Raw genomic sequence first — 22267 nt, 5'->3', positions numbered from 1 at the left:
TCTCCCCTTGATGATGGCAGTACGTACGCAAAGGACCTCATGAAGCAAAAAAGGACACTCGGAACGCCACGGTTGTTGGGCATCGTCTGGCCATTTATTGCCGTCGTGTTATTTCAGGCGTTATTGGGGGGCGTGAGTCTCTACGTCCTGTCGGCCGTGCGGGGCTACGTTGCCGGTGAAAGTCTCTGGTCCAAGGGCCAGAAGGACGCCATCTATTATTTGAACCTGTATGCCGACAGCCGCGACGAGGCGATCTTCCTCAAGTACAAGGACGCGATTGCGGTGCCTCAGGGCGGTCACCAGTTGCGTCTGGCGCTGGATCGTCAACCACCGGATCTGCAGGCGGCGCGGGAGGGGATTCTCAAGGGTGGCAACCATCCCGATGACGTTTCGAGCCTGATCTGGCTGTACCTCAATTTCCGTCATTTCAGTTATCTGGAAACAGCGATCGACCGCTGGACCATCGGCGATGCCTATCTGGTGCAACTGGACAATGTCGCGCGCGAGATGCATCAGGGCATCAGCGAGAATGTCGCGACGCCGGCTGACATCCAGCACTGGAAAGCGCAGATCTTTGCCATCAACGACGGTGTAACGCCGGCGGCCAAGGCTTTCAGCGATGCCTTGGGCGAGGGCTCGCGGATGATCCTGCGCCTGCTGCTGTTCACCAACCTGGCCACGGCGCTGGGGTTGATCATGCTGGCACTGTTGCGCACCCACAAACTGCTCAAGCAGCGCCATGCCTTTGCCCAGGCGCTGCAGCTGGAGAAGGACCGGGCGCACATCACCCTGCAATCGATTGGCGACGGGGTCATCACCACCGACGTCAACGGTGCGATCGATTACATGAATCCTGCGGCAGAAGCCATGACGCACTGGAAGTCCGAGCATGCGGCGGGGCTGCCTCTGGCCGCGCTGTTCAATCTGCTGGACGACAACGCGCAGGCAGAAGGGCTGACGCTGATCGAACATATCCTGAGCGGGCAACTGGTCGGCGGCAGCGAACATTCCAAACTGATTCAGCGCCTGGACGGCAGCACGGTTTCCGTGACGCTGGTGGGCGCACCGATCCGCAATGCCGAGAAAGTCAGTGGCACGGTGTTGGTGCTGCATGACATGACTCAGGAGCGGCAATACATCGCCAACCTGTCGTGGCAGGCGACCCACGATGCCTTGACCGGTCTGGCCAACCGCCGCGAATTCGAATATCGCCTGGAGCAAGCCCTGCACAACCTGACGCGCCAGCCCGGTCGGCATGCGCTGATGTTCCTTGATCTGGACCAGTTCAAACTGGTCAACGACACCTGCGGCCATGCCGCAGGCGATGAGTTGCTGCGGCACATCTGCGCGCTGTTGCAATCGGGCTTGCGCGAGAGCGACACCCTGGCACGGCTGGGCGGCGACGAGTTCGGCATCCTGCTGGAGAACTGCGCCCCGGACGCTGCCGAGAAAATTGCCGAGAGCTTGCGTCAGACTGTGCAGAACCTGCACTTCGTGTGGAAGGGCCGACCGTTTCTGACCACGGTGAGTATCGGTCTGGTGCACATCGCCCAGACCCCGACCACTCTGGAAGCCTCATTGCGCGCGGCTGACATGGCTTGCTACATGGCCAAGGAAAAGGGCCGTAACCGGGTGCAGGTTTATCACGCAGACGACTCCGAACTGTCTCTGCGCTTCGGCGAAATGGCCTGGGTGCAGCGCCTGCACATGGCTCTGGAAGAAGACCGCTTTTGCCTTTACGCCCAGGAAATCGCGCCTCTGGGCCCCGCAGCTGATGGCGGCGGGCACATCGAAATACTCTTGCGTCTGCACGACGAGGCCGGACGAATGATCCTGCCGGACAGTTTCATTCCGGCGGCCGAACGTTATGGTCTGATGAGTCAACTGGACCGCTGGGTTGTAGAAAATGTTTTTAAAGTCATTGCCCAATGTATTGCCGAACAACATGAAGAACCTTTGGCAATGTGTGCGATTAATCTTTCAGGCATTACTATCGGAGATGACGCGTTTTTGCACTTTCTGCGTGAACAGTTTGTTAACTACGCCATACCTCCTGAAATGATTTGTTTTGAAATTACCGAAACCAGTGCAATTGCCAATCTCGGGAGTGCAATTAGATTTATTAATGAACTCAAAGGCTTAGGTTGTTACTTCTCGCTTGATGATTTTTGTGCCGGAATGTCTTCATTCGCTTATCTGAAACATTTGCCTGTAGACTTCCTGAAGATCGACGGAAGTTTCGTAAAGGATATGCTGGACGACCCGATTAACCGCGCAATGGTCGAAGTGATCAATCACATCGGGCATGTCATGGGTAAGCAGACAATTGCCGAGTTTGTAGAAACAACCCAGATCGAGCAGGCATTGCTTGAAATCGGGGTGGATTACGCTCAGGGTTACGTCATCGAACGCCCGCAGTTGTTTACCTGCGACAGTTTGCAAAGTCGGCCCGCCAGACCGCAGCCGTTGTTATTCAAGGCGCCTGGCACGTTCCGTTGAAATCTCTTGCCGATCCTTACAATCACAAATCAAAAGGAGCCGAACAGTGATCGACACATTCAACCGAACCGGACCACTCATGGAAGCTGCAAGTTATCCCGCCTGGGCGCAACAGCTCATCAAGGATTGCAGCGAGAGCAAGCGCCGGGTTGTCGAACATGAACTGTACCAGCGCATGCGCGATAACAAGCTCAGCGCCAGGACCATGCGCCAGTACCTGATCGGGGGCTGGCCGGTCGTTGAACAGTTTGCGTTGTATATGGCGCAGAACCTGACCAAGACCAGGTTTGCCCGCCATCCTGGGGAGGACATGGCGCGCCGCTGGCTGATGCGGAACATCCGTGTTGAACTCAATCATGCCGATTACTGGCTGAACTGGAGCCGCGCGCACGGCGTCAGCCTTGAGGATCTTCAGGCTCAGCAAGTGCCGCCGGAACTGCATGCGCTGAGTCACTGGTGCTGGCATACGAGTTCGGCGGATTCGCTGATCGTCGCCATCGCCGCCACCAACTACGCCATCGAGGGCGCGACCGGGGAGTGGTCGGCGCTGGTGTGTTCCACTGGCGTGTACGCTGCGGCGTTCCCGGAAGAAGACCGCAAGCGCGCGATGAAATGGCTGAAGATGCATGCCCAATACGACGACGCCCATCCATGGGAAGCGCTGGAAATCATCTGCACGCTGGCGGGGATGAACCCGAGCCAGGCATTGCAGACCGAGCTGCGCCAGGCCGTGTGCAAGAGCTACGACTACATGTACCTGTTCCTTGAGCGCTGCATGCAGCTGGAGACCACGGAGCGCGCGATCCACGGTCGTGAACGTCTGGCGTTGGCAGAGAGCTGATTCAAGGTCTGAGGTGTAGCAAAAATGTGGGAGCGAGCCTGCTCGCGAAGACGGCGCTTCAGTCAGCACGGTTTTGACTGATTCACCGCTTTCGCGAGCAGGCTCACTCCCACACTGCTGTGTGCTGTCTGAGAATATTCAGCCCGCCATCGCCAACCGATTACGCCCTTCGCGCTTGGCTACATACAGCGCACTGTCCGCCCGGCGCAGCAGACTGTCGGCCGATTCCCCCGGCAGAAGAGTCGAACAGCCAAGGCTCACGGTCAGGTCGATCAACTGGCCGTCGACGAAGTATTCCTCAGCCTGCGCGGCATGGCGCAAACGCTCGCCAACCATTTGCGCCGCTTCCCGGCCGGTGTTCGACAGCAGGATCAGAAACTCTTCCCCGCCATAGCGAAACACCATGTCGACGTTGCGCAACTGGCTCTTGATCGAGGCTGCCACCGCTTTGAGCACGTCATCGCCGGCGCTGTGGCCGTGGCTGTCGTTGACCCGTTTGAAGTGGTCGATGTCGAGCATCAGAACCGATAGTGGTTGCAGGTGCCGACGTGACATGTCGATCTCGCGCTGCAGGGTCTGCTCCATGGCGATCCGGTTGCCGGTTCCGGTCAGCGGGTCGCGCAGCGCACTTTGCGTCGCAGCGCGGTAGAGTAGGGCGTTGCGCATCGGGAACAACAGCGACGACAGCAGCGATTCGAGGTTGCCCTGATCCTGCTCGCTGAAGCGCTGGTTGCGGCGAAACACCAGTTCGCCCAAGTGCTCGCCTTCGTGGCTGAGGCTATAGCTGACGGAATGGTGACCGCGCGCACCGAATTCCAGACGCAGGTCGCTGCCTGAATGCACGTAACTCAAGGCATCCAGCGGCACCAGGCGCTGAACTTCGCGAAAAAACAGACCGAGGATTCGTTGCGGCTCAAGACTGGTTTGCAGTTGCAGGCTCATTTGCTGGCGCAGTTGCGCGAGGCTGGCCGGGCGTTCCAGAAGCGGAGGCAGCTGACCAAAGCCCAGGCGTTGCAATTTGGCACTGTCAAAGTCAATTGCATTGGTCTGGGAAGGTGATTTCATATGGCGTGAGCCCCTAAGCAGTAAGTCTGTCTTACAGGCTGGGTGAGAGCGGCTATGGGCTGCGCGTCATACTGATCCATCAGTCCCGTAGGACATTTGGCGTAAGTTTAGTCTGCCGGATGACGATTAGTCAGCTATCGAAATCGCCCTTGCCCCAGTGCCTTCACACGGCGTGCTTTGAGGAGATTTAGAGCGAAAGTCGTGCCATTCGGTTCACGATAATTAAAAACGTTATTAATCAACGGGATGGCATTTTGCTTTGGGCAGGAGTGGCAGATATTTGACTGGAATGTGACGGCGAAAAGCGGCAAAGGTGTGCCGCGACGGTAATCCGCCACGGCAACAAAAGCGACGTATGGCACTTATTGCGCGTTGAATGCCTGGCCATTGATGCCCGTGCTGTCCGGGCCCATCAGGTACAGGTACACCGGCATGATCTCTTCCGGGGTCGGATTGTTCAGCGGGTTTTCCCCCGGATAGGCCTGTGCGCGCATGCTGGTACGCGTGCCGCCCGGGTTGATGCTGTTGGAACGCACGGGTGCTACGCCATCGACTTCGTCGGCCAGCGTCTGCATCAGGCCTTCGGTGGCAAACTTCGACACACCGTAGGCGCCCCAGTAGGCCCGGCCCTTGCGTCCGACGCTGCTGGAGGTGAACACCACCGAGGCATCCTGCGACAGCTTGAGCAGCGGCAGCAAGGTGCTGGTGAGCATGAATATGGCGTTGACGTTGACCTGCATGACGCGCATGAAGTTTTCGCCGGACAGTTGCTCGATCGGCGTACGCGGCCCAATGATCGAGGCGTTGTGCAGCAGGCCATCGAGATGGCCGAACTCGGTTTCGATCATCGCCGCCAGCTCATCGTATTGATGGGGCAGGGCGGTCTCGAGGTTGAACGGGATCACCGCCGGTTGTGGATGGCCGGCGGCTTCGATTTCGTCGTAGACCTGCGTCAGATTGGCTTCGGTCTTGCCCAGCAACAGCACGGTGGCGCCATGGGCGGCGTAGGTTTTGGCAGCCGCCGCGCCGATGCCACGGCCGGCACCGGTGACCAGAATGACCCGGTCCTTGAGCAATTCGGGACGGGCGGTGTAATCAAACATAAAAACCTCACAATCCATTCATGAAGACCTGCTTCCCTGTGGTGAGGGGATTTATCCCCGACCGGCTGCGAAGCAGTCGTGAAACCTGTCTATCGAATCGACCTGAAAGTGCGCGGGCTGCTTCGCATCCCATCGGGGATAAATCCCCTCGCCACAACGGCCGTTTTCAGCAGCTGCACAGCGCGTTGTCGATGACCTTGCGCAGTTCCAGCGGGTGATCCACCACCACATCCGCGCCCCAGTGCCGCGGGTTGTCGTCCGGGTGGATATAGCCATAGGTCACGGCGGCGGTTTTGGTGCCCGCATCGCGCCCCGATTCGATGTCGCGCAGATCATCGCCCACAAACAGCACGGTGGACGGATCCAGATCAAGCATCTTGCATGCGAGGATCAGCGGCTCCGGATCCGGCTTGCTGTTTTTCACGTGGTCCGGGCAGATCAACAGCGCCGAGCGCTCGGCCAGCCCCAGTTGCTGCATGATCGGCTCGGCAAACCGAACCGGTTTGTTGGTGACCACGCCCCAGATCAGGTTGCCCCGCTCGATGTCGGCCAGCAATTCGCCCATGCCGTCGAACAGCTTGCTGTGTACCGCGCAACCGGCCAGATAGCGTTCGAGGAACTCTTGACGCAGTTCTTCGAAGCCCGGCGATTCCGGGTCCATCGAGAACGTCACCGCGACCATGGCTTTGGCGCCGCCGGAAATTTCGTCGCGGATGTGCTTGTCGTTCATTGGCGGCAAGCCGCGATCCGCGCGCATCGCCTGACAGATGGCGATGAAATCCGGCGCGGTGTCGAGCAGGGTGCCGTCCATGTCGAAAAGGACTGCTCTGATGGCCATCGGCTTACTCCTCGCGCAGGGTCTGGATCATGTAGTTGACGTCAACGTCGTTGGCCAGCTTGTAGTGCTTGGTCAGCGGGTTGTAGGTCAGGCCAATGATGTCCTTGACGGTCAGGCCGGCGATGCGGCTCCAGGCGCCCAGCTCGGACGGGCGAATGAATTTCTTAAAGTCGTGGGTGCCGCGTGGCAGCAGCTTCATGATGTATTCGGCACCGACGATGGCGAACAGGTACGCCTTCGGGTTGCGGTTGATGGTCGAGAAGAACACCTGGCCGCCCGGTTTGACCATGCGGTAGCAGGCGCGGATCACCGACGACGGGTCCGGTACGTGTTCGAGCATTTCCAGGCAGGTTACGACGTCGAACTGCTCGGGCATTTCTTCGGCAAGGGCTTCAGCGGTGATCTGTCGGTACTCGACGTTGACCCCGGATTCCAATTGATGCAGTTGCGCGACCGCCAGCGGCGCTTCGCCCATGTCGATGCCCGTTACCGTAGCGCCGCGCTGGGCCATGGCTTCGCTGAGGATGCCGCCGCCGCAACCGACGTCGAGAACTTTCTTGCCGGCCAGATTGACCCGCTCGTCAATCCAGTTGACGCGCAGCGGATTGATGTCGTGCAGTGGTTTGAACTCGCTTTCACGGTCCCACCAACGATGGGCCAGGGCTTCGAATTTGGCGATTTCGGCGTGGTCGACGTTGCTCATGATCTATTCCTCGAAAAACTTGAAAAAGGCTGTAGCCGCGAAGTCTGCTCCGCGGTGTTTACGATTCTGAGTGGCCGCTGATGCGCTGGCCCCAGGCCCGGGCGGTGGCGCCCAGCTGTTGTTCGTCCAGGCGGGTCAGGCGCCGGTCGTCGAGTAACTGTTTGCCGGCGACCCACAGGTGTTTCACGCAGTCGCGGCCGGTGGCATAGATAAGCTGTGACACCGGGTCATAGACCGGTTGCTGGGCCAGGCCGGACAGGTCGAAGGCGACGATGTCTGCAGCCTTGCCAATCTCCAGCGAACCGACCTGTGCCTCAATGCCCAGAGCCCGGGCGCCGTTGAGCGTGGCCATGCGCAGCGCGCGATGGGCGTCCAGCGCGGTGGCCGAGCCGGCGACGGCTTTGGCCAGCAGCGCGGCGGTGCGGGTTTCGCCGAGCAGGTCGAGGTCGTTGTTGCTCGCTGCGCCATCGGTGCCGACGGCAACGTTCACGCCAGCCTGCCACAGACGCTCCACCGGGCAGAAACCGCTGGCCAGCTTCAGGTTCGATTCCGGGCAGTGGATCACGCTGGTGTTGCTTTCTACCAGCAATGCCAGATCGTCATCGCTGATCTGGGTCATGTGCACCGCCTGGAAGCGCGGGCCGAGCAGGCCGAGGCGAGCGAGGCGGGCCAGTGGCCGCTCGCCGCGATGCTCCAGCGATTGCTGGACTTCGAAGGCAGTTTCGTGGACATGCATGTGGATCGACGCGTCCAGCTCTTCGGCGATCACGCGGATTTTTTCCAGGTTCTCGTCGCCCACGGTGTAGGGTGCATGAGGGCCGAAAGTGATCTTGATCCGTTCGTGATGCTTCAAATCGCCGAACAGCTCGACGCCCTGACGAATGGCCTCATCGGCGCTGCTGGCACCGGGGATCGGGAAATCGAGGATCGGAATCGCGATCTGTGCGCGAATGCCGCTGTTGTGCACGCGCTCACTGGCAACTTTCGGGAAGAAGTACATGTCCGAGAAGCAACTGATGCCACCTTTGATCTGCTCGGCAATCGCCAAGTCAGTGCCATCACGGACGAAATCTTCATCGACCCATTTGGCTTCGGCCGGCCAGATGTGGTTTTCCAGCCAGGTCATCAGCGGCAGGTCGTCGGCCAGGCCACGGAACAGGGTCATCGCCGCATGCCCGTGGGCGTTGATCAGGCCCGGGCTGAGCAGCACGTCCGGCAATTCGCGGACTTCAGTGGCGTTACACTTCAATGCTTCGGCGCGCGGGCCGATAAACACGATGCGACCGTCACGGATGCCCAGGCCGTGTTCCTTGAGCACAACGCCTGCAGGTTCGACGGGTACCAGCCAGGTCGGCAGCAATAATAAGTCGAGCGCAATGGCAGGTTTCGGCATCGAGGGTCGGTTCCAGTGCTTTTGTAAAGGATGGCGAAGTATACCCGAGCGTCTTCGCGGGGGGATCGCTATAATCGGCGGCTTTTGTTCATGAGTGCGGGGTGAGGGATGCGCGATCGACTGTTGGCTGCGGAGAAAGTAAAGGCCATCGATTGGCGAGATGGCGCGCTCCACCTGCTGGATCAGCGTATTTTGCCGTTTGAGGAAAACTGGATTGCCTACACCAGCGCTGCCGGTGTGGCTGAGGCGATTCGTTCGATGGTGGTGCGTGGCGCGCCGGCCATCGGCATCAGTGCGGCCTATGGCATTGTGCTGGCGGCCCGCGCACGGATCGCTGAGGGGGGTGACTGGTACGCGGCGCTGGAAGAGGATTTCGCCTTGCTCGCCGATTCCCGGCCGACGGCGGTCAATCTGTTCTGGGCGCTGAACCGCATGCACGATCGCCTGGACCGGCTGAAAGAAAACGCCGATCCGCTGGCGGCACTGGAAGCTGAAGCCATCGCCATTCATGAAAGCGACCGCGAAGCCAACCTGACCATGGCTCAGCTCGGTGTCGATCTGATCCGCAAGCATCAGGGCAACGCCCAGGCGATTCTCACTCACTGTAATACCGGCGCTCTGGCCACCGGAGGTTTCGGTACCGCGCTGGGGGTGATTCGCGCGGCCTATCTCGAAGGCATGGTAGAGCGCGTCTACGCCGATGAAACCCGCCCGTGGCTGCAGGGGTCGCGCCTGACCGCCTGGGAGCTGGCGAACGAAGGCATTCCGGTGACGCTCAATGCCGACTCCGCCGCCGCGCACATCATGAAAACCAAAGGCGTGACCTGGGTGATCGTCGGTGCTGACCGCATCACTGCCAATGGCGATGTGGCGAACAAGATCGGCACCTACCAACTGGCGGTCAACGCCATGCACCACGGCGTGCGCTTCATGGTGGTGGCGCCGAGTTCGACCATCGACATGCATCTGGCCAGTGGCGATGACATCCCGATCGAGGAACGTGATGGCGCCGAGTTGCTGGAGGTCGGTGGCAAGCGCGTGGGGGCGGACGTCGAGGCGTTCAACCCGGTGTTCGATGTGACGCCGGCGGATCTGATCGACGCGATCGTCACTGAAAAGGGCATCGTCGAGCGGCCGGATACGGCGAAAATGGCTCAGTTGATGTGCCGCAAACGTCTGCATTGATGGGTCGCGGCGTCTGCAAGGACGCCATCGCTGGCAAGCCAGCTCCTACAGGTCTGGTGCTCGCCACCGATCCTGTGGGAGCTGGCTTGCCAGCGATGGGGGCCTGAAAGTCAATAAACATCGCAAAACCTGACCTCAAAACTGCATTCAAAGAAGCTCTGAGCCTCTCTCGTCCCCTTTACGCCTGTCATCGGTCAACTAACTATGCTCCATGCGCATCTGGGGGATAGGTGCGTGGCGGCTCTTGTGATAACATCCGGCGTTTTCCGAGGCAGCTTCGCGGAGCTGTCTTTACTGCGCAAATCCGTGGTTCTATCCGTTGATTTGTCGTAAGTCGGCGCACGGCACTCAGCCTGCCCCGACGAGCTTCGTACATCCCATATGGATATGACGAAGTTTCACCAGAAAAAGGAATCAGGCTTCTCATGGGCGAACTGGCCAAAGAAATCCTCCCGGTCAATATCGAAGACGAGCTGAAACAGTCCTACCTCGACTACGCAATGAGCGTAATCGTCGGCCGTGCACTGCCGGATGCGCGCGATGGCCTCAAGCCCGTGCACCGTCGCGTACTGTTCGCGATGAGCGAGCTGGGCAACGACTTCAACAAGCCGTACAAGAAATCTGCCCGTGTTGTCGGTGACGTGATCGGTAAGTATCACCCGCATGGTGATACCGCGGTGTACGACACCATCGTCCGCATGGCTCAGCCTTTCTCCCTGCGTTACCTGCTGGTTGACGGTCAGGGCAACTTCGGTTCGGTGGACGGCGACAACGCTGCGGCCATGCGATACACCGAAGTGCGCATGACCAAGCTGGCGCACGAACTGCTGGCCGACCTGCACAAAGAAACCGTGGACTGGGTGCCGAACTACGACGGTACCGAGCTGATCCCGGCGGTCATGCCGACCCGCGTGCCGAACCTGCTGGTCAACGGTTCCAGCGGTATTGCCGTGGGCATGGCGACCAACATTCCGCCGCACAACCTCGGTGAAGTCATCGACGGTTGCCTGGCCCTCATCGACAATCCCGAGCTGACCGTCGACGAGCTGATGCAATACATCCCCGGTCCGGACTTCCCGACGGCCGCGATCATCAACGGTCGTGCCGGCATCATCGAAGCCTACCGCACCGGTCGTGGCCGCATTTACATGCGTGCGCGTTCGATCATCGAAGACATCGACAAGGTCGGTGGTCGTCAGCAGATCGTCATTACTGAACTGCCGTATCAGCTGAACAAGGCGCGTCTGATCGAGAAGATCGCCGAACTGGTCAAAGAGAAGAAGCTCGAGGGCATCACCGAGCTGCGCGACGAGTCCGACAAGGACGGTATGCGCGTCGTGATCGAGCTGCGTCGCGGCGAAGTGCCTGAGGTGATCCTCAACAATCTCTACGCCCAGACCCAGCTGCAATCGGTATTCGGCATCAACATCGTCGCGCTGATCGACGGCCGTCCACGCATCCTCAACCTCAAGGATCTGCTGGAAGCCTTCGTCCGTCACCGTCGCGAAGTGGTCACCCGTCGTACCGTATTCGAGCTGCGCAAGGCCCGCGAGCGTGGTCACATCCTCGAAGGTCAGGCCGTTGCCCTGTCGAACATTGACCCGGTGATCGCCCTGATCAAGGCGTCGCCGACTCCGTCGGAAGCCAAGGAAGCGCTGGTCAGCACCCCTTGGGAATCCTCGGCAGTGGTGGCGATGGTGGAGCGTGCCGGCGCCGATTCGTGCCGTCCGGAAAACCTCGATCCGCAATACGGTCTGCGCGACGGCAAGTACTTCCTGTCGCCAGAACAGGCGCAAGCCATTCTGGAACTGCGTCTGCACCGTCTGACCGGTCTGGAGCACGAGAAGCTGCTGGCCGAGTATCAAGAGATCCTCAACCAGATCGGCGAGCTGATCCGCATCCTCAACAGCGCCGTGCGCCTGATGGAAGTGATCCGCGAAGAGCTGGAAGTGATCCGTGCCGAATACGGCGACGTGCGCCGCACCGAGATTCTCGATGCGCGTCTCGATCTGACCCTGGGCGACATGATCCCGGAAGAGGAGCGCGTCGTGACCATTTCCCACGGTGGCTACGCCAAGACCCAGCCACTGGCTGCGTACCAGGCTCAGCGTCGTGGCGGCAAAGGCAAATCGGCGACCGGCGTCAAGGATGAGGACTACATCGCTCACCTGCTGGTGGCCAACAGTCACACCACGCTGCTGCTGTTCTCCAGCAAGGGCAAGGTGTACTGGCTGAAGACTTACGAAATTCCCGAAGCATCCCGCGCCGCCCGTGGTCGTCCGCTAGTCAACCTGCTGCCGCTGGATGACGGTGAATACATCACCACCATGCTGCCGGTCGAGGAATACACCGAAGGTCACTACATCTTCATGGCGACCGCCAACGGCACCGTGAAGAAGACCCCGCTGGAATCCTTCAGCCGTCAGCGCAGCGTCGGTCTGATCGCGCTGGAGCTGGACGAAGGCGACGTGTTGATCTCCGCAGCCATCACCGATGGCGAGCGCGAAGTGATGCTGTTCTCCGACGGCGGCAAAGTGACGCGTTTCAAAGAGTCCGACGTCCGTGCCATGGGCCGTACCGCCCGTGGTGTACGCGGCATGCGTCTGCCGGAAGGGCAGAAGCTGATTTCGATGCTGATCCCGGAAGAAGGCAGCCAGATCCTCACCGCTTCCGAGCGTGGTTATGGCAAGCGCACCGCGATTACCGAGTTCCCAGAGTACAAGCGTGGCGGTCAAGGCGTGATCGCCATGGTCAGCAACGAGCGTAACGGCCGTCTGGTCGGTGCGGTTCAGGTGCTCGACGGCGAAGAAATCATGTTGATTTCCGATCAGGGCACGCTGGTACGTACCCGTGTCGACGAAGTGTCGAGCCTGGGTCGTAACACCCAGGGCGTGACTCTGATCAAGCTGGCCAAGGATGAAACTCTGGTCGGTCTGGAGCGGGTTCAGGAGCCATCGGAGGTCGAAGGCGACGAGCTTGAAGGTGAAGAGGGTGCCGGGTTCGAGGGAGATGTCGTGATCGACGACGTTGCCGAGGACCAGCAACTCGACGCCGCAGCTGACGAAGAGCCGCAGGAATAAGCGGACAAGCGAGGGGGCGGATGAAAATTCGCCCCCTTGTTATTTGTCTGGTATGAAATTTCGACATCATGGAGATCCCCTGTGGGAGCGAGCCGGCTCGCGAAAGCAGGCGCTGCGGTACCTCTGACGCACCGCGGTGATGCATTCGCGAGCAGGCTCGCTCCCACAGGACTGTGTTGATCGGTAGTGTGATTTTTTGCGTGATACCACCAAATCAGAGCGAGATTGGATGTGAGCAAGCGAGCCTATAACTTCTGTGCCGGTCCTGCGGCGCTTCCTGAAGCTGTCCTGCAGCGTGCCCAGGGTGAACTCCTTGATTGGCATGGCAAGGGTCTGTCGGTCATGGAAATGAGCCATCGCAGCGATGAGTTCGTGTCCATTGCCACCCAGGCCGAGCAGGATCTGCGTGACCTGCTGAATATCCCGTCGAACTATAAAGTGCTGTTTCTGCAGGGTGGCGCCAGCCAGCAGTTCGCGCAGATCCCGCTGAACCTGTTGCCGGAAAACGGCAGCGCCGACTATATCGACACCGGTATCTGGTCGCAGAAAGCCATCGACGAAGCTTCGCGCTACGGCCACGTCAACGTTGCTGCCACCGCCAAGCCTTACGACTATTTCGCCATCCCGGGTCAGAACGAGTGGAAGCTGTCGAAAGACGCCGCTTACGTTCACTACGCGCCGAACGAAACCATCGGCGGTCTGGAATTCCAGTGGATCCCGGAAACCGGTGACGTGCCGCTGGTGGCTGACATGTCTTCGGACATCCTCTCGCGTCCGGTCGACATCTCGCGTTTCGGCATGATCTACGCCGGCGCCCAGAAGAACATCGGCCCGAGCGGTATCGTCGTCAACATCATCCGCGAAGACCTGCTGGGCAAGGCACGTTCGCTGTGCCCGACCATGCTCGACTACAAGGTCGCGGCCGACAACGGTTCGATGTACAACACTCCGCCGACCCTGGCCTGGTACCTCTCCGGTCTGGTGTTCCAGTGGCTGAAAGAGCAGGGCGGTGTTGAAGCGATCGCCAAACTGAATGACGTCAAGCAGCGCACGCTGTACGACTTCATCGACGCCAGTGGCCTCTACAGCAACCCGATCAACAAGTCGGACCGCTCGTGGATGAACGTGCCGTTCCGTCTGGCTGACGATCGCCTGGACAAACCGTTCCTGGCCGGTGCCGATGCGCGCGGTCTGCTCAACCTCAAGGGCCACCGCTCCGTGGGCGGCATGCGCGCCTCCATCTACAACGCCGTCGACATCAACGCCGTCAACGCGCTGGTGGCGTACATGGCTGAATTCGAGAAGGAACACGGCTGATGTCCGAGCAAGAACTCAAGGCCCTGCGCCTGCGTATTGACGCTCTGGACGAAAAGGTCCTGGAACTGATCAGTGAGCGTGCGCGCTGCGCCCAGGAAGTTGCGCGAGTCAAGATGGCTTCGCTGGCCGAAGGCGAAGTGCCGGTGTTCTATCGTCCCGAGCGTGAAGCCCAGGTGCTCAAGCGCGTGATGGAGCGCAATCAGGGGCCGCTGGGCAACGAAGAGATGGCGCGCTTGTTCCGCGAAATCATGTCCTCGTGCCTGGCGCTCGAGCAGCCATTGAAAGTGGCTTACCTCGGCCCTGAAGGCACCTTCACTCAAGCAGCGGCGATGAAGCACTTCGGCCACGCGGTGATCAGCAAGCCGATGGCGGCGATCGACGAAGTGTTCCGTGAAGTCGCGGCGGGTGCGGTGAATTTTGGCGTGGTGCCGGTGGAGAATTCCACCGAAGGCGCGGTCAACCACACCCTCGACAGCTTCCTCGAGCACGACATGGTGATCTGCGGCGAAGTCGAACTGCGCATTCACCATCACTTGCTGGTCGGTGAAAACACCAAGACCGACAGCATCAGCCGCATCTACTCCCACGCCCAGTCGCTGGCCCAGTGCCGCAAGTGGCTGGACGCGCACTATCCGAATGTCGAGCGCGTGGCGGTGGCGAGCAATGCCGAAGCGGCGAAGCGGGTCAAGGGTGAATGGAACTCGGCGGCGATTGCCGGCGACATGGCTGCTGGCTTGTATGGTCTGACCCGTCTGGCGGAAAAGATCGAAGATCGTCCGGACAACTCGACGCGCTTCCTGATGATCGGTAACCAGGAAGTGCCGCCGACCGGCGACGACAAGACCTCGATCATCGTCTCGATGAGCAACAAGCCTGGCGCGCTGCATGAGCTGCTGGTGCCGTTCCATGACAACGGGATCGACCTGACCCGGATCGAAACCCGTCCGTCGCGCAGTGGCAAATGGACCTACGTGTTCTTCATCGACTTCGTCGGCCACCACCGTGATCCGTTGATCAAGGGTGTGCTGGAAAAGATCAGTCAGGAAGCAGTAGCACTCAAAGTGCTGGGTTCCTACCCGAAAGCAGTTCTTTAAGGGGCGGTAGCAAATGAGTGGCAACTTCCTCGCTCTGGCACAGCCGGGCGTGCAACAACTTTCGCCGTACGTTCCGGGCAAGCCTGTGGACGAACTGGCGCGCGAGCTGGATCTGGATCCGGCGAAAATCGTCAAACTGGCAAGCAATGAAAACCCGCTGGGCGCCAGCCCGAAAGCGCTGGCGGCAATCCGCGATGAGCTGGCCGAGCTGACCCGTTATCCGGACGGCAACGGCTTCGCGCTGAAATCGCTGTTGGCCGAGCAGTGCCGCGTCGAGCTGAACCAGGTAACCCTTGGCAACGGCTCCAACGACATTCTCGAGCTGGTGGCGCGCGCCTATCTGGCGCCGGGTCTGAACGCCGTGTTCAGTGAGCATGCGTTTGCCGTTTACCCGATCGCCACCCAGGCGGTCGGCGCGCAGGCCAAAGTGGTGCCGGCCAAGGACTGGGGGCACGACTTGCCTGCGATGCTCGCGGCCATCGATGCCAACACTCGTGTAGTGTTCATTGCCAACCCGAACAATCCGACCGGCACCTGGTTCGGCGCCGAAGCGCTGGACGAGTTCCTGCAAGATGTACCGGAACATGTGTTGGTGGTGCTGGACGAGGCGTACATCGAGTACGCCGAAGGCAGCGACCTGCCGGACGGTCTGGATTTCCTCGCGGCGTACCCGAATCTGCTGGTATCGCGCACGTTCTCCAAGGCCTATGGCCTGGCAGCGCTGCGCGTTGGTTATGGCCTGTCCACTGCGGTAGTAGCGGACGTGCTCAACCGTGTGCGCCAACCATTCAACGTCAACAGCCTGGCTCTGGCCGCAGCCTGTGCGGCGTTGAAGGATGACGAGTATCTGGCGCAAAGCCGTCAGCTCAACGAATCCGGCATGCAGCAACTGCAAGCGGGTTTCCGTGAGCTGGGTCTGAACTGGATCGAGTCCAAGGGCAACTTCATCTGCGTCGATCTTGGTCAGGTCGCTGCGCCGATTTTTCAGGGGCTGCTGCGTGAAGGCGTGATTGTGCGTCCGGTGGCCAATTACGGCATGCCGAACCACCTGCGGGTGACCATCGGTCTGCCGGCGGAAAACAGCCGCTTCCTTGAAGCGCTGCGCAAGGTTCTGGCTCGTGGGTGATGTCACTGCTCTGCAATCTGCTGCACCTATGATCGGTCGCCTTGTGGTGGTCGGTCTGGGGTTGATCGGTGGTTCGTTTGCCAAAGGCTTGCGTGAAAGCGGCATCTGCCGTGAAGTGGTCGGGGTCGATCTCGACCCGCAATCGCGCAAGCTGGCGGTCGAGTTGGGTGTGGTGGACCGTTGCGAAGACGACCTGATTGCTGCGTGTCAGGGTGCTGACGTGATTCAGCTGGCAGTGCCGATTCTGGCCATGGAGAAGGTGCTCGCGCGTCTGGCGAGTGTCGATCTGGGTCAGGCGATTCTGACCGATGTCGGCAGCGCCAAGGGTAATGTGGTGCGCGCGGCGACCGAGGCGTTCGGCGGCATGCCGGGGCGTTTCGTGCCGGGCCATCCGATTGCCGGTTCCGAGCAGAGCGGGGTGGAAGCCTCCAACTCTGAGCTGTTCCGTCGGCACAAGGTGATTCTGACCCCGCTCGCGCAAACCGATCCGGCCGCACTGGCGGTGGTTGATCGCTTGTGGCGCGAGCTGGGTGCCGATGTCGAGCACATGCAGGTCGAGCGCCACGACGAAGTGTTGGCTGCGACCAGTCATCTGCCGCACTTGCTGGCCTTCGGTCTGGTCGACTCGTTGGCCAAACGCAATGAAAACCTTGAGATCTTCCGTTACGCTGCGGGCGGTTTCCGCGATTTCACAAGAATCGCCGGAAGCGACCCGGTGATGTGGCACGACATCTTCCTCGCCAACCGCGAGGCTGTCCTGCGCACACTCGATACATTTCGCAGCGACCTCGACGCCTTGCGCGACGCGGTCGATGCAGGGGATGGGCACCAATTGTTGGGCGTCTTCACGCGCGCCCGGGTTGCCCGCGAGCATTTCAGTAAAATCCTGGCCCGCAGGGCCTATGTGGACGCTATGAATTCCAACGATCTGATTTTTCTGGCTCAACCTGGTGGCCGCTTGTCCGGTCGGATTCGCGTACCAGGTGACAAATCGATTTCCCACCGCTCGATCATGCTCGGCTCGCTGGCCGAAGGCGTGACCGAGGTGGAAGGTTTCCTCGAGGGTGAAGATGCCCTGGCGACCTTGCAGGCATTTCGCGACATGGGCGTGGTCATCGAAGGCCCGCACCACGGTCGCGTGACCATTCACGGCGTTGGCCTGCATGGCTTGAAGCCGGCACCTGGCCCGATCTATCTGGGCAACTCCGGTACCTCGATGCGTCTGTTGTCCGGCCTGCTGGCGGCGCAGAACTTCGACAGCACCCTGACGGGCGATGCGTCGCTGTCCAAGCGTCCGATGAATCGCGTGGCCAATCCGCTGCGGGAAATGGGCGCCGTGATCGAAACCGCTGCCGAAGGTCGTCCACCAATGACCATTCGTGGCGGGCACAAGCTGAAAGGCCTGACCTACACCATGCCGATGGCCAGTGCTCAGGTGAAGTCCTGCCTGCTGCTGGCGGGTCTGTACGCGGAAGGCAAGACCACCGTCACTGAACCGGCTCCAACCCGTGATCACACCGAGCGCATGCTGCGTGGCTTCGGCTACCCGGTGACTGTTGACGGCGCGACCGCGTCGGTCGAGTCCGGCGGCAAGCTGACCGCGACCCACATTGAAGTGCCGGGCGATATCTCGTCGTCGGCGTTCTTCCTGGTGGCGGCCTCGATTGCCGAAGGTTCCGAGCTGGTGCTGGAGCACGTCGGCATCAACCCGACCCGTACCGGCGTTATCGACATCCTGCGGCTGATGGGCGCCGATATCACTCTGGAAAACCAGCGTGAAGTCGGTGGCGAACCGGTAGCCGACCTGCGCGTGCGGGCGGCTAAACTCAAAGGTATCGAGATTCCGGAAGCGCTGGTGCCACTGGCCATCGACGAATTCCCGGTGCTGTTCGTGGCGGCGGCCTGTGCCGAAGGTCGTACTGTGCTGACGGGTGCTGAAGAGTTGCGCGTCAAGGAATCGGACCGCATCCAGGTAATGGCGGACGGCTTGCTGGCGCTGGGCGTCAAGTGCCAGCCGACCCCGGACGGCATCATCATCGATGGCGGCCAGATCGGTGGTGGCGAAGTGCATGGTCACGGCGATCACCGTATCGCCATGGCCTTCAGCGTGGCCTCGCTGCGCGCCACTGCGCCGATCCGCATCCATGATTGCGCCAATGTCGCGACGTCGTTCCCGAACTTCCTCGCGCTGTGCGCGCAGGTCGGCATTCGTGTGGCACAAGAGGCTCAGTCGTGAAAAACATTGCACCGGTCATCACCATCGATGGGCCAAGCGGTTCGGGCAAGGGCACGGTCGCCGGGATTCTGGCCAAGCGTCTGGGCTGGAACCTGCTGGATTCCGGTGCGCTGTATCGCCTGCTGGCGTTCGCTGCGCACAACCATGGTGTCGACCTGACCAATGAAGAGTTGCTTAAAAAGCTGGCGGCTCATCTGGATGTGCAGTTCATCGCGGCGACCGAAGGCCAGTTGCAGCGCATCATTCTGGAAGGTGATGAAGTCAGCGATGTCATCCGTACAGAAAGCGTCGGCGCGGGCGCGTCCCAGGTAGCTGCGCTGCCGGCAGTGCGCGAGGCGCTGCTGCAGCGCCAGCGCGCTTTCCAGGAAGCGCCGGGGCTGGTGGCTGATGGGCGCGACATGGGCACAGTGGTTTTTCCTGACGCACCATTGAAAATCTTCCTGACCGCCAGCGCCGAGGAACGGGCGCGCCGCCGATATTTGCAGTTGAAGGGCAAAGGCGAGGATGTTAGTCTGTCGAGTCTGCTAGATGAGATCCGTGCACGCGACGAGCGTGATACCCAGCGTGCAGTGGCCCCGCTCAAGCCGGCGGCCGACGCGATTCAGCTGGATTCCACGGAGTTGTCCATCGATCAGGTGCTTGAACGCATCATGAGCGAGATCGCCATTCGCGATATCGCCGGGTGACCAAGAAGGCCGCAGGGGACCAGTCATAGTCCTGCAGCGCTTCTTTTAAATGAAACTAACCCACACCGTCTGGGGTGTGGAGATGGGCGTATTCTTCGCCCTCATCTACAGGAATTAAAATGAGCGAAAGCTTTGCGGAACTCTTTGAAGAAAGCCTAAAGACCCTGAACCTTCAGGCAGGCTCCATCATCACCGGTGTTATCGTTGATATCGATTACCAGGCTCGCTGGGTAACCGTTCACGCTGGCCTGAAGTCTGAAGCACTCATCCCGCTGGAACAGTTCTACAACGACGCTGGCGATCTGACTATCAATGTCGGTGACGAAGTTCACGTTGCTCTGGATTCGGTTGAAGACGGTTTCGGTGAAACCAAGCTGTCCCGTGAAAAAGCCAAGCGCGCTGAATGCTGGATCGTTCTGGAAGCAGCCTTCGCAGCTGAGGAAGTGGTCAAGGGCGTTATCAACGGTAAGGTTAAAGGCGGCTTCACTGTCGACGTTAACGGCATCCGTGCGTTCCTGCCAGGTTCCCTGGTTGACGTCCGTCCAGTGCGCGACACTACGCACCTGGAAGGCAAAGAGCTGGAATTCAAGGTCATCAAGCTGGACCAGAAGCGCAACAACGTTGTCGTTTCCCGTCGCAGCGTCCTCGAAGCCGAGAACTCCGCCGAGCGTGAAGCTCTGCTGGAATCCCTGCAGGAAGGCCAGCAAGTCAAAGGTATCGTCAAAAACCTCACCGATTACGGCGCATTCGTCGATCTGGGTGGCGTGGACGGCCTGCTGCACATTACCGACATGGCCTGGAAGCGCATCAAGCATCCTTCCGAGATCGTCAACGTTGGTGATGAAATCGACGTCAAGGTTCTGAAATACGATCGCGAACGCAACCGTGTTTCCCTGGGCCTGAAGCAACTGGGCGAAGATCCATGGGTTGCTATCAAAGCCCGTTACCCAGAAGGCACTCGCGTTACCGCTCGTGTAACCAACCTGACCGACTACGGCTGCTTCGCTGAGCTGGAAGAAGGCGTTGAAGGTCTGGTGCACGTTTCGGAAATGGACTGGACCAACAAGAACATCCACCCTTCGAAAGTCGTACAAGTCGGCGACGAAGTGGAAGTCATGGTTCTGGACATCGACGAAGAGCGTCGTCGTATCTCCCTGGGCATCAAGCAGTGCAAGTCGAACCCATGGGAAGACTTCTCTGGCCAGTTCAACAAGGGCGACAAGATCTCCGGCACCATCAAGTCGATCACCGATTTCGGTATCTTCATTGGTCTGGACGGCGGCATCGACGGTCTGGTTCACCTGTCCGACATCTCCTGGAACGAAGTGGGCGAAGAAGCCGTACGTCGTTTCAAGAAGGGCGACGAGCTGGACACAGTCATCCTGTCGGTTGATCCAGAGCGCGAGCGCATCTCCCTGGGCATCAAGCAACTGGAAAGCGATCCGTTCTCCGAGTACGTCTCGGTTAACGACAAAGGCGCTATCGTTAAAGGCACCGTGAAAGAAGTTGACGCCAAAGGCGCCATCATCGTTCTGGCTGACGACATCGAAGCGACCCTGAAAGCCTCCGAAATCAGCCGTGACCGCGTTGAAGACGCGCGCAACGTTCTGAAAGAAGGCCAGGAAGTTGAAGCCAAGATCATCAGCGTTGACCGCAAGAGCCGCGTAATCCAGCTCTCGATCAAGTCGAAAGATGACGCTGAAGAGAAAGAAGCTATCCAGAGCCTGAACTCCGTTCAGGAAGCTCCAGCCGATACCACCATGGCTGCTCTGTTGAAGCAAGCAATGGCCAAACAGAACTAAGTTCTGCTTGATCATGAAAAAGGGCGACTTCGGTCGCCCTTTTTTGTGCCTGCGATTTGGTGGGGGCTGAGACAGCGGTGAAACCATTCCCTTCAGCGGGTTGTCTGTTTCTTTAATCGGATCAATCGCCTATTCGCGACTAAGCTGTGGGTAGTAGTCGTGCAGTAGTCGGGCGTTGCCTGGCATAAGGAAGTGGATGAACAGATTTATTGTGTTGATTGCTGTGTTGATTTTGGCTGGCTGTACCACCAGTGCCAAGACGCATGCGGTGCGTGGCGTCAGTGGTATCGAGATTGACTGCTCCGGTTTGGGGTCGGGTTGGGAGAAGTGCCAAAGGCGCGCGGCGAAGGAGTGCAAGGGGGCGGGTTACCGGGTGATCACCCGATCTGATCAGGCCAAAGATGAGGATGAATATCCGTTTGGCTTCAATCCCGCGGGCTACGTCACTCGAACCATGCTGGTGATGTGTCGCTGAATGAGCGTTGCTCCTGTTCAGTGCTTTAGTGTGCTGAAAACGGGCGTTTTGATGCCGAGAAAGATATGTCAATCCCTGGGCTGTTCAAAATCTTCCGGGCGTGCTAAAACCTTTCAAGCGCTGATCTAGCTGCTTGAAAAAGAAGGGAAAAATATGACGAAGTCGGAGTTGATCGAACGAATTGTCACCCATCAAGGGCTACTCTCATCCAAGGATGTGGAGCTGGCCATCAAGACCATGCTTGAACAAATGTCCCAGTGCCTCGCTACCGGTGATCGCATCGAGATCCGTGGGTTTGGCAGCTTCTCCTTGCATTATCGTGCGCCGCGCGTCGGTCGCAATCCAAAGACCGGTCAGTCTGTCAGCCTTGACGGCAAGTTTGTTCCGCATTTCAAGCCAGGCAAGGAATTGCGTGACCGGGTGAATGAGGAAGAGGAGGAGGGGGTTTGACAGTCGCTATCTCTCGAGGAGTTACTTGTGCGTAACCTCAAGCGCATACTTCTAGGTGTCTTCATATTGTTGCTGGTGTTGGCGGTTCTTGCGTTTGTGCTTGAGAATCAGCAGTCCATCTCATTAATGTTCCTCGGTTTGTCGGGTCCCCAGCTTCCGCTCTCTGTGGTGGTGGTCATCGCACTGCTCGTTGGCATGTTGATTGGTCCGATTCTGGGGTGGTTTCTGGGACGTTCGTCCAGAGCGGCGCGCAAGCGTCTGGTCTGAGATCGACGACTACGGGCTATCATTCAAATTTGGTTCGTCGCCTGTCCATATCCATTAGTAAAACGTTCATTAAGCTGTAAAATGCAATCCTTGTTCGATAGTGGTTT

The 22267-nt window shown here is 59.5% G+C and carries 18 protein-coding genes; 13 read left to right on the top strand and 5 right to left on the bottom strand.

The features are described from left to right. Positions 1-39: 39 nt before the first annotated feature. Together AC193Q_RS11975 and AC193Q_RS11970 are read left to right on the top strand one after the other, a co-directional pair. On the top strand, positions 40-2499 hold the full coding sequence (locus tag AC193Q_RS11975) for an EAL domain-containing protein (RefSeq protein ID WP_239777850.1): 2460 nt from the start codon (positions 40-42) through the stop codon (positions 2497-2499). A 79-nt stretch (positions 2500-2578) separates the two neighbouring features. Beyond that, the gene (locus AC193Q_RS11970; protein ID WP_483879558.1) at positions 2579-3340 is read left to right on the top strand and encodes an iron-containing redox enzyme family protein; all 762 of its coding nucleotides are present in this window, start codon (positions 2579-2581) and stop codon (positions 3338-3340) included. A gap of 138 nt (positions 3341-3478) precedes the next feature. Here the strand turns inward: AC193Q_RS11970 and AC193Q_RS11965 are convergent, their stop codons facing one another. The 5 genes from AC193Q_RS11965 to AC193Q_RS11945 form a co-directional block, all read right to left on the bottom strand. After that, positions 3479-4405 carry a GGDEF domain-containing protein gene (locus tag AC193Q_RS11965; RefSeq protein ID WP_095668622.1) on the bottom strand — a complete coding sequence of 309 codons (927 nt, stop codon included), beginning with the start codon at positions 4403-4405 and terminating at the stop codon, positions 3479-3481. A gap of 362 nt (positions 4406-4767) precedes the next feature. After that, positions 4768-5508 carry a YciK family oxidoreductase gene (locus tag AC193Q_RS11960; RefSeq protein ID WP_483879557.1) on the bottom strand — a complete coding sequence of 247 codons (741 nt, stop codon included), beginning with the start codon at positions 5506-5508 and terminating at the stop codon, positions 4768-4770. 166 nt (positions 5509-5674) lie between these two features. Next, complete coding sequence (gene mupP / locus AC193Q_RS11955) at positions 5675-6346, bottom strand: N-acetylmuramic acid 6-phosphate phosphatase MupP (RefSeq protein WP_047295560.1); 672 nt, start codon at positions 6344-6346, stop codon at positions 5675-5677. 4 nt (positions 6347-6350) lie between these two features. Further along, positions 6351-7049 carry a bifunctional 2-polyprenyl-6-hydroxyphenol methylase/3-demethylubiquinol 3-O-methyltransferase UbiG gene (gene ubiG / locus AC193Q_RS11950; protein ID WP_041069358.1) on the bottom strand — a complete coding sequence of 233 codons (699 nt, stop codon included), beginning with the start codon at positions 7047-7049 and terminating at the stop codon, positions 6351-6353. Positions 7050-7107: 58 nt separating this feature from the next. Beyond that, positions 7108-8442 carry a TRZ/ATZ family hydrolase gene (locus tag AC193Q_RS11945; protein WP_041069362.1) on the bottom strand — a complete coding sequence of 445 codons (1335 nt, stop codon included), beginning with the start codon at positions 8440-8442 and terminating at the stop codon, positions 7108-7110. A gap of 108 nt (positions 8443-8550) precedes the next feature. Between AC193Q_RS11945 and mtnA the strand changes: the two genes are divergently transcribed. From mtnA to AC193Q_RS11890, 11 genes are all read left to right on the top strand, one after another. After that, a complete protein-coding gene (mtnA, locus tag AC193Q_RS11940; protein ID WP_095668624.1) occupies positions 8551-9627 on the top strand; it encodes an S-methyl-5-thioribose-1-phosphate isomerase in 1077 nt (358 codons plus the stop codon). Positions 9628-10052: 425 nt separating this feature from the next. After that, a complete protein-coding gene (gene gyrA / locus AC193Q_RS11935) occupies positions 10053-12707 on the top strand; it encodes a DNA gyrase subunit A (protein ID WP_047295556.1) in 2655 nt (884 codons plus the stop codon). A 231-nt stretch (positions 12708-12938) separates the two neighbouring features. Then, positions 12939-14024 carry a 3-phosphoserine/phosphohydroxythreonine transaminase gene (serC, locus tag AC193Q_RS11930; protein WP_047295554.1) on the top strand — a complete coding sequence of 362 codons (1086 nt, stop codon included), beginning with the start codon at positions 12939-12941 and terminating at the stop codon, positions 14022-14024. Next, positions 14024-15118, top strand: a complete 1095-nt coding sequence (pheA, locus tag AC193Q_RS11925) for a prephenate dehydratase (protein ID WP_041069374.1) — start codon at positions 14024-14026, stop codon at positions 15116-15118. Before serC ends, pheA begins: the two co-directional genes overlap by 1 nt. A 13-nt stretch (positions 15119-15131) precedes the next feature. Further along, on the top strand, positions 15132-16244 hold the full coding sequence (gene hisC, locus AC193Q_RS11920) for a histidinol-phosphate transaminase (RefSeq protein WP_182401955.1): 1113 nt from the start codon (positions 15132-15134) through the stop codon (positions 16242-16244). Between the two features lie 28 nt (positions 16245-16272). Beyond that, entirely contained in the window at positions 16273-18480 is a 2208-nt protein-coding gene (locus AC193Q_RS11915; RefSeq protein ID WP_483879556.1) for a bifunctional prephenate dehydrogenase/3-phosphoshikimate 1-carboxyvinyltransferase, read from the top strand. Beyond that, complete coding sequence (cmk, locus tag AC193Q_RS11910; protein ID WP_007963625.1) at positions 18477-19166, top strand: (d)CMP kinase; 690 nt, start codon at positions 18477-18479, stop codon at positions 19164-19166. Before AC193Q_RS11915 ends, cmk begins: the two co-directional genes overlap by 4 nt. Positions 19167-19285: 119 nt before the next feature. After that, positions 19286-20968 (top strand): 30S ribosomal protein S1, encoded by a 1683-nt coding sequence (rpsA, locus tag AC193Q_RS11905; RefSeq protein ID WP_095668626.1) that lies wholly within the window; start codon positions 19286-19288, stop codon positions 20966-20968. Between the two features lie 196 nt (positions 20969-21164). Further along, positions 21165-21443 (top strand): hypothetical protein, encoded by a 279-nt coding sequence (locus tag AC193Q_RS11900; RefSeq protein WP_047295550.1) that lies wholly within the window; start codon positions 21165-21167, stop codon positions 21441-21443. A 153-nt stretch (positions 21444-21596) separates the two neighbouring features. Continuing rightward, a complete protein-coding gene (gene ihfB / locus AC193Q_RS11895) occupies positions 21597-21893 on the top strand; it encodes an integration host factor subunit beta (RefSeq protein WP_003189779.1) in 297 nt (98 codons plus the stop codon). 27 nt (positions 21894-21920) lie between these two features. Next, positions 21921-22160, top strand: a complete 240-nt coding sequence (locus AC193Q_RS11890; RefSeq protein ID WP_121186579.1) for a LapA family protein — start codon at positions 21921-21923, stop codon at positions 22158-22160. The last annotated feature ends 107 nt before the right edge of the window (positions 22161-22267 follow it).

Source organism: Pseudomonas sp. F2 (assembly GCF_057174385.1).
The sequence above is the reverse complement of the archived record's forward strand: the minus strand, read 5'-3'. Positions and strand labels throughout refer to the sequence as shown.

Excerpts from the sequence above, each read along its gene's own strand:
- pheA (WP_041069374.1), top strand. The coding sequence starts at position 14,024 with ATGTCCGAGCAAGAACTCAAGGCCCTGCGCCTGCGTATTGACGCTCTG.
- AC193Q_RS11945 (WP_041069362.1), bottom strand. The coding sequence starts at position 8,442 with ATGCCGAAACCTGCCATTGCGCTCGACTTATTATTGCTGCCGACCTGG.
- AC193Q_RS11960 (WP_483879557.1), bottom strand. The coding sequence starts at position 5,508 with ATGTTTGATTACACCGCCCGTCCCGAATTGCTCAAGGACCGGGTCATT.
- AC193Q_RS11900 (WP_047295550.1), top strand. The coding sequence starts at position 21,165 with ATGAACAGATTTATTGTGTTGATTGCTGTGTTGATTTTGGCTGGCTGT.
- AC193Q_RS11975 (WP_239777850.1), top strand. The coding sequence starts at position 40 with ATGAAGCAAAAAAGGACACTCGGAACGCCACGGTTGTTGGGCATCGTC.
- AC193Q_RS11970 (WP_483879558.1), top strand. The coding sequence starts at position 2,579 with ATGGAAGCTGCAAGTTATCCCGCCTGGGCGCAACAGCTCATCAAGGAT.
- AC193Q_RS11965 (WP_095668622.1), bottom strand. The coding sequence starts at position 4,405 with ATGAAATCACCTTCCCAGACCAATGCAATTGACTTTGACAGTGCCAAA.
- AC193Q_RS11915 (WP_483879556.1), top strand. The coding sequence starts at position 16,273 with ATGATCGGTCGCCTTGTGGTGGTCGGTCTGGGGTTGATCGGTGGTTCG.
- mtnA (WP_095668624.1), top strand. The coding sequence starts at position 8,551 with ATGCGCGATCGACTGTTGGCTGCGGAGAAAGTAAAGGCCATCGATTGG.
- mupP (WP_047295560.1), bottom strand. The coding sequence starts at position 6,346 with ATGGCCATCAGAGCAGTCCTTTTCGACATGGACGGCACCCTGCTCGAC.
- hisC (WP_182401955.1), top strand. The coding sequence starts at position 15,132 with ATGAGTGGCAACTTCCTCGCTCTGGCACAGCCGGGCGTGCAACAACTT.
- ihfB (WP_003189779.1), top strand. The coding sequence starts at position 21,597 with ATGACGAAGTCGGAGTTGATCGAACGAATTGTCACCCATCAAGGGCTA.
- ubiG (WP_041069358.1), bottom strand. The coding sequence starts at position 7,049 with ATGAGCAACGTCGACCACGCCGAAATCGCCAAATTCGAAGCCCTGGCC.
- rpsA (WP_095668626.1), top strand. The coding sequence starts at position 19,286 with ATGAGCGAAAGCTTTGCGGAACTCTTTGAAGAAAGCCTAAAGACCCTG.
- gyrA (WP_047295556.1), top strand. The coding sequence starts at position 10,053 with ATGGGCGAACTGGCCAAAGAAATCCTCCCGGTCAATATCGAAGACGAG.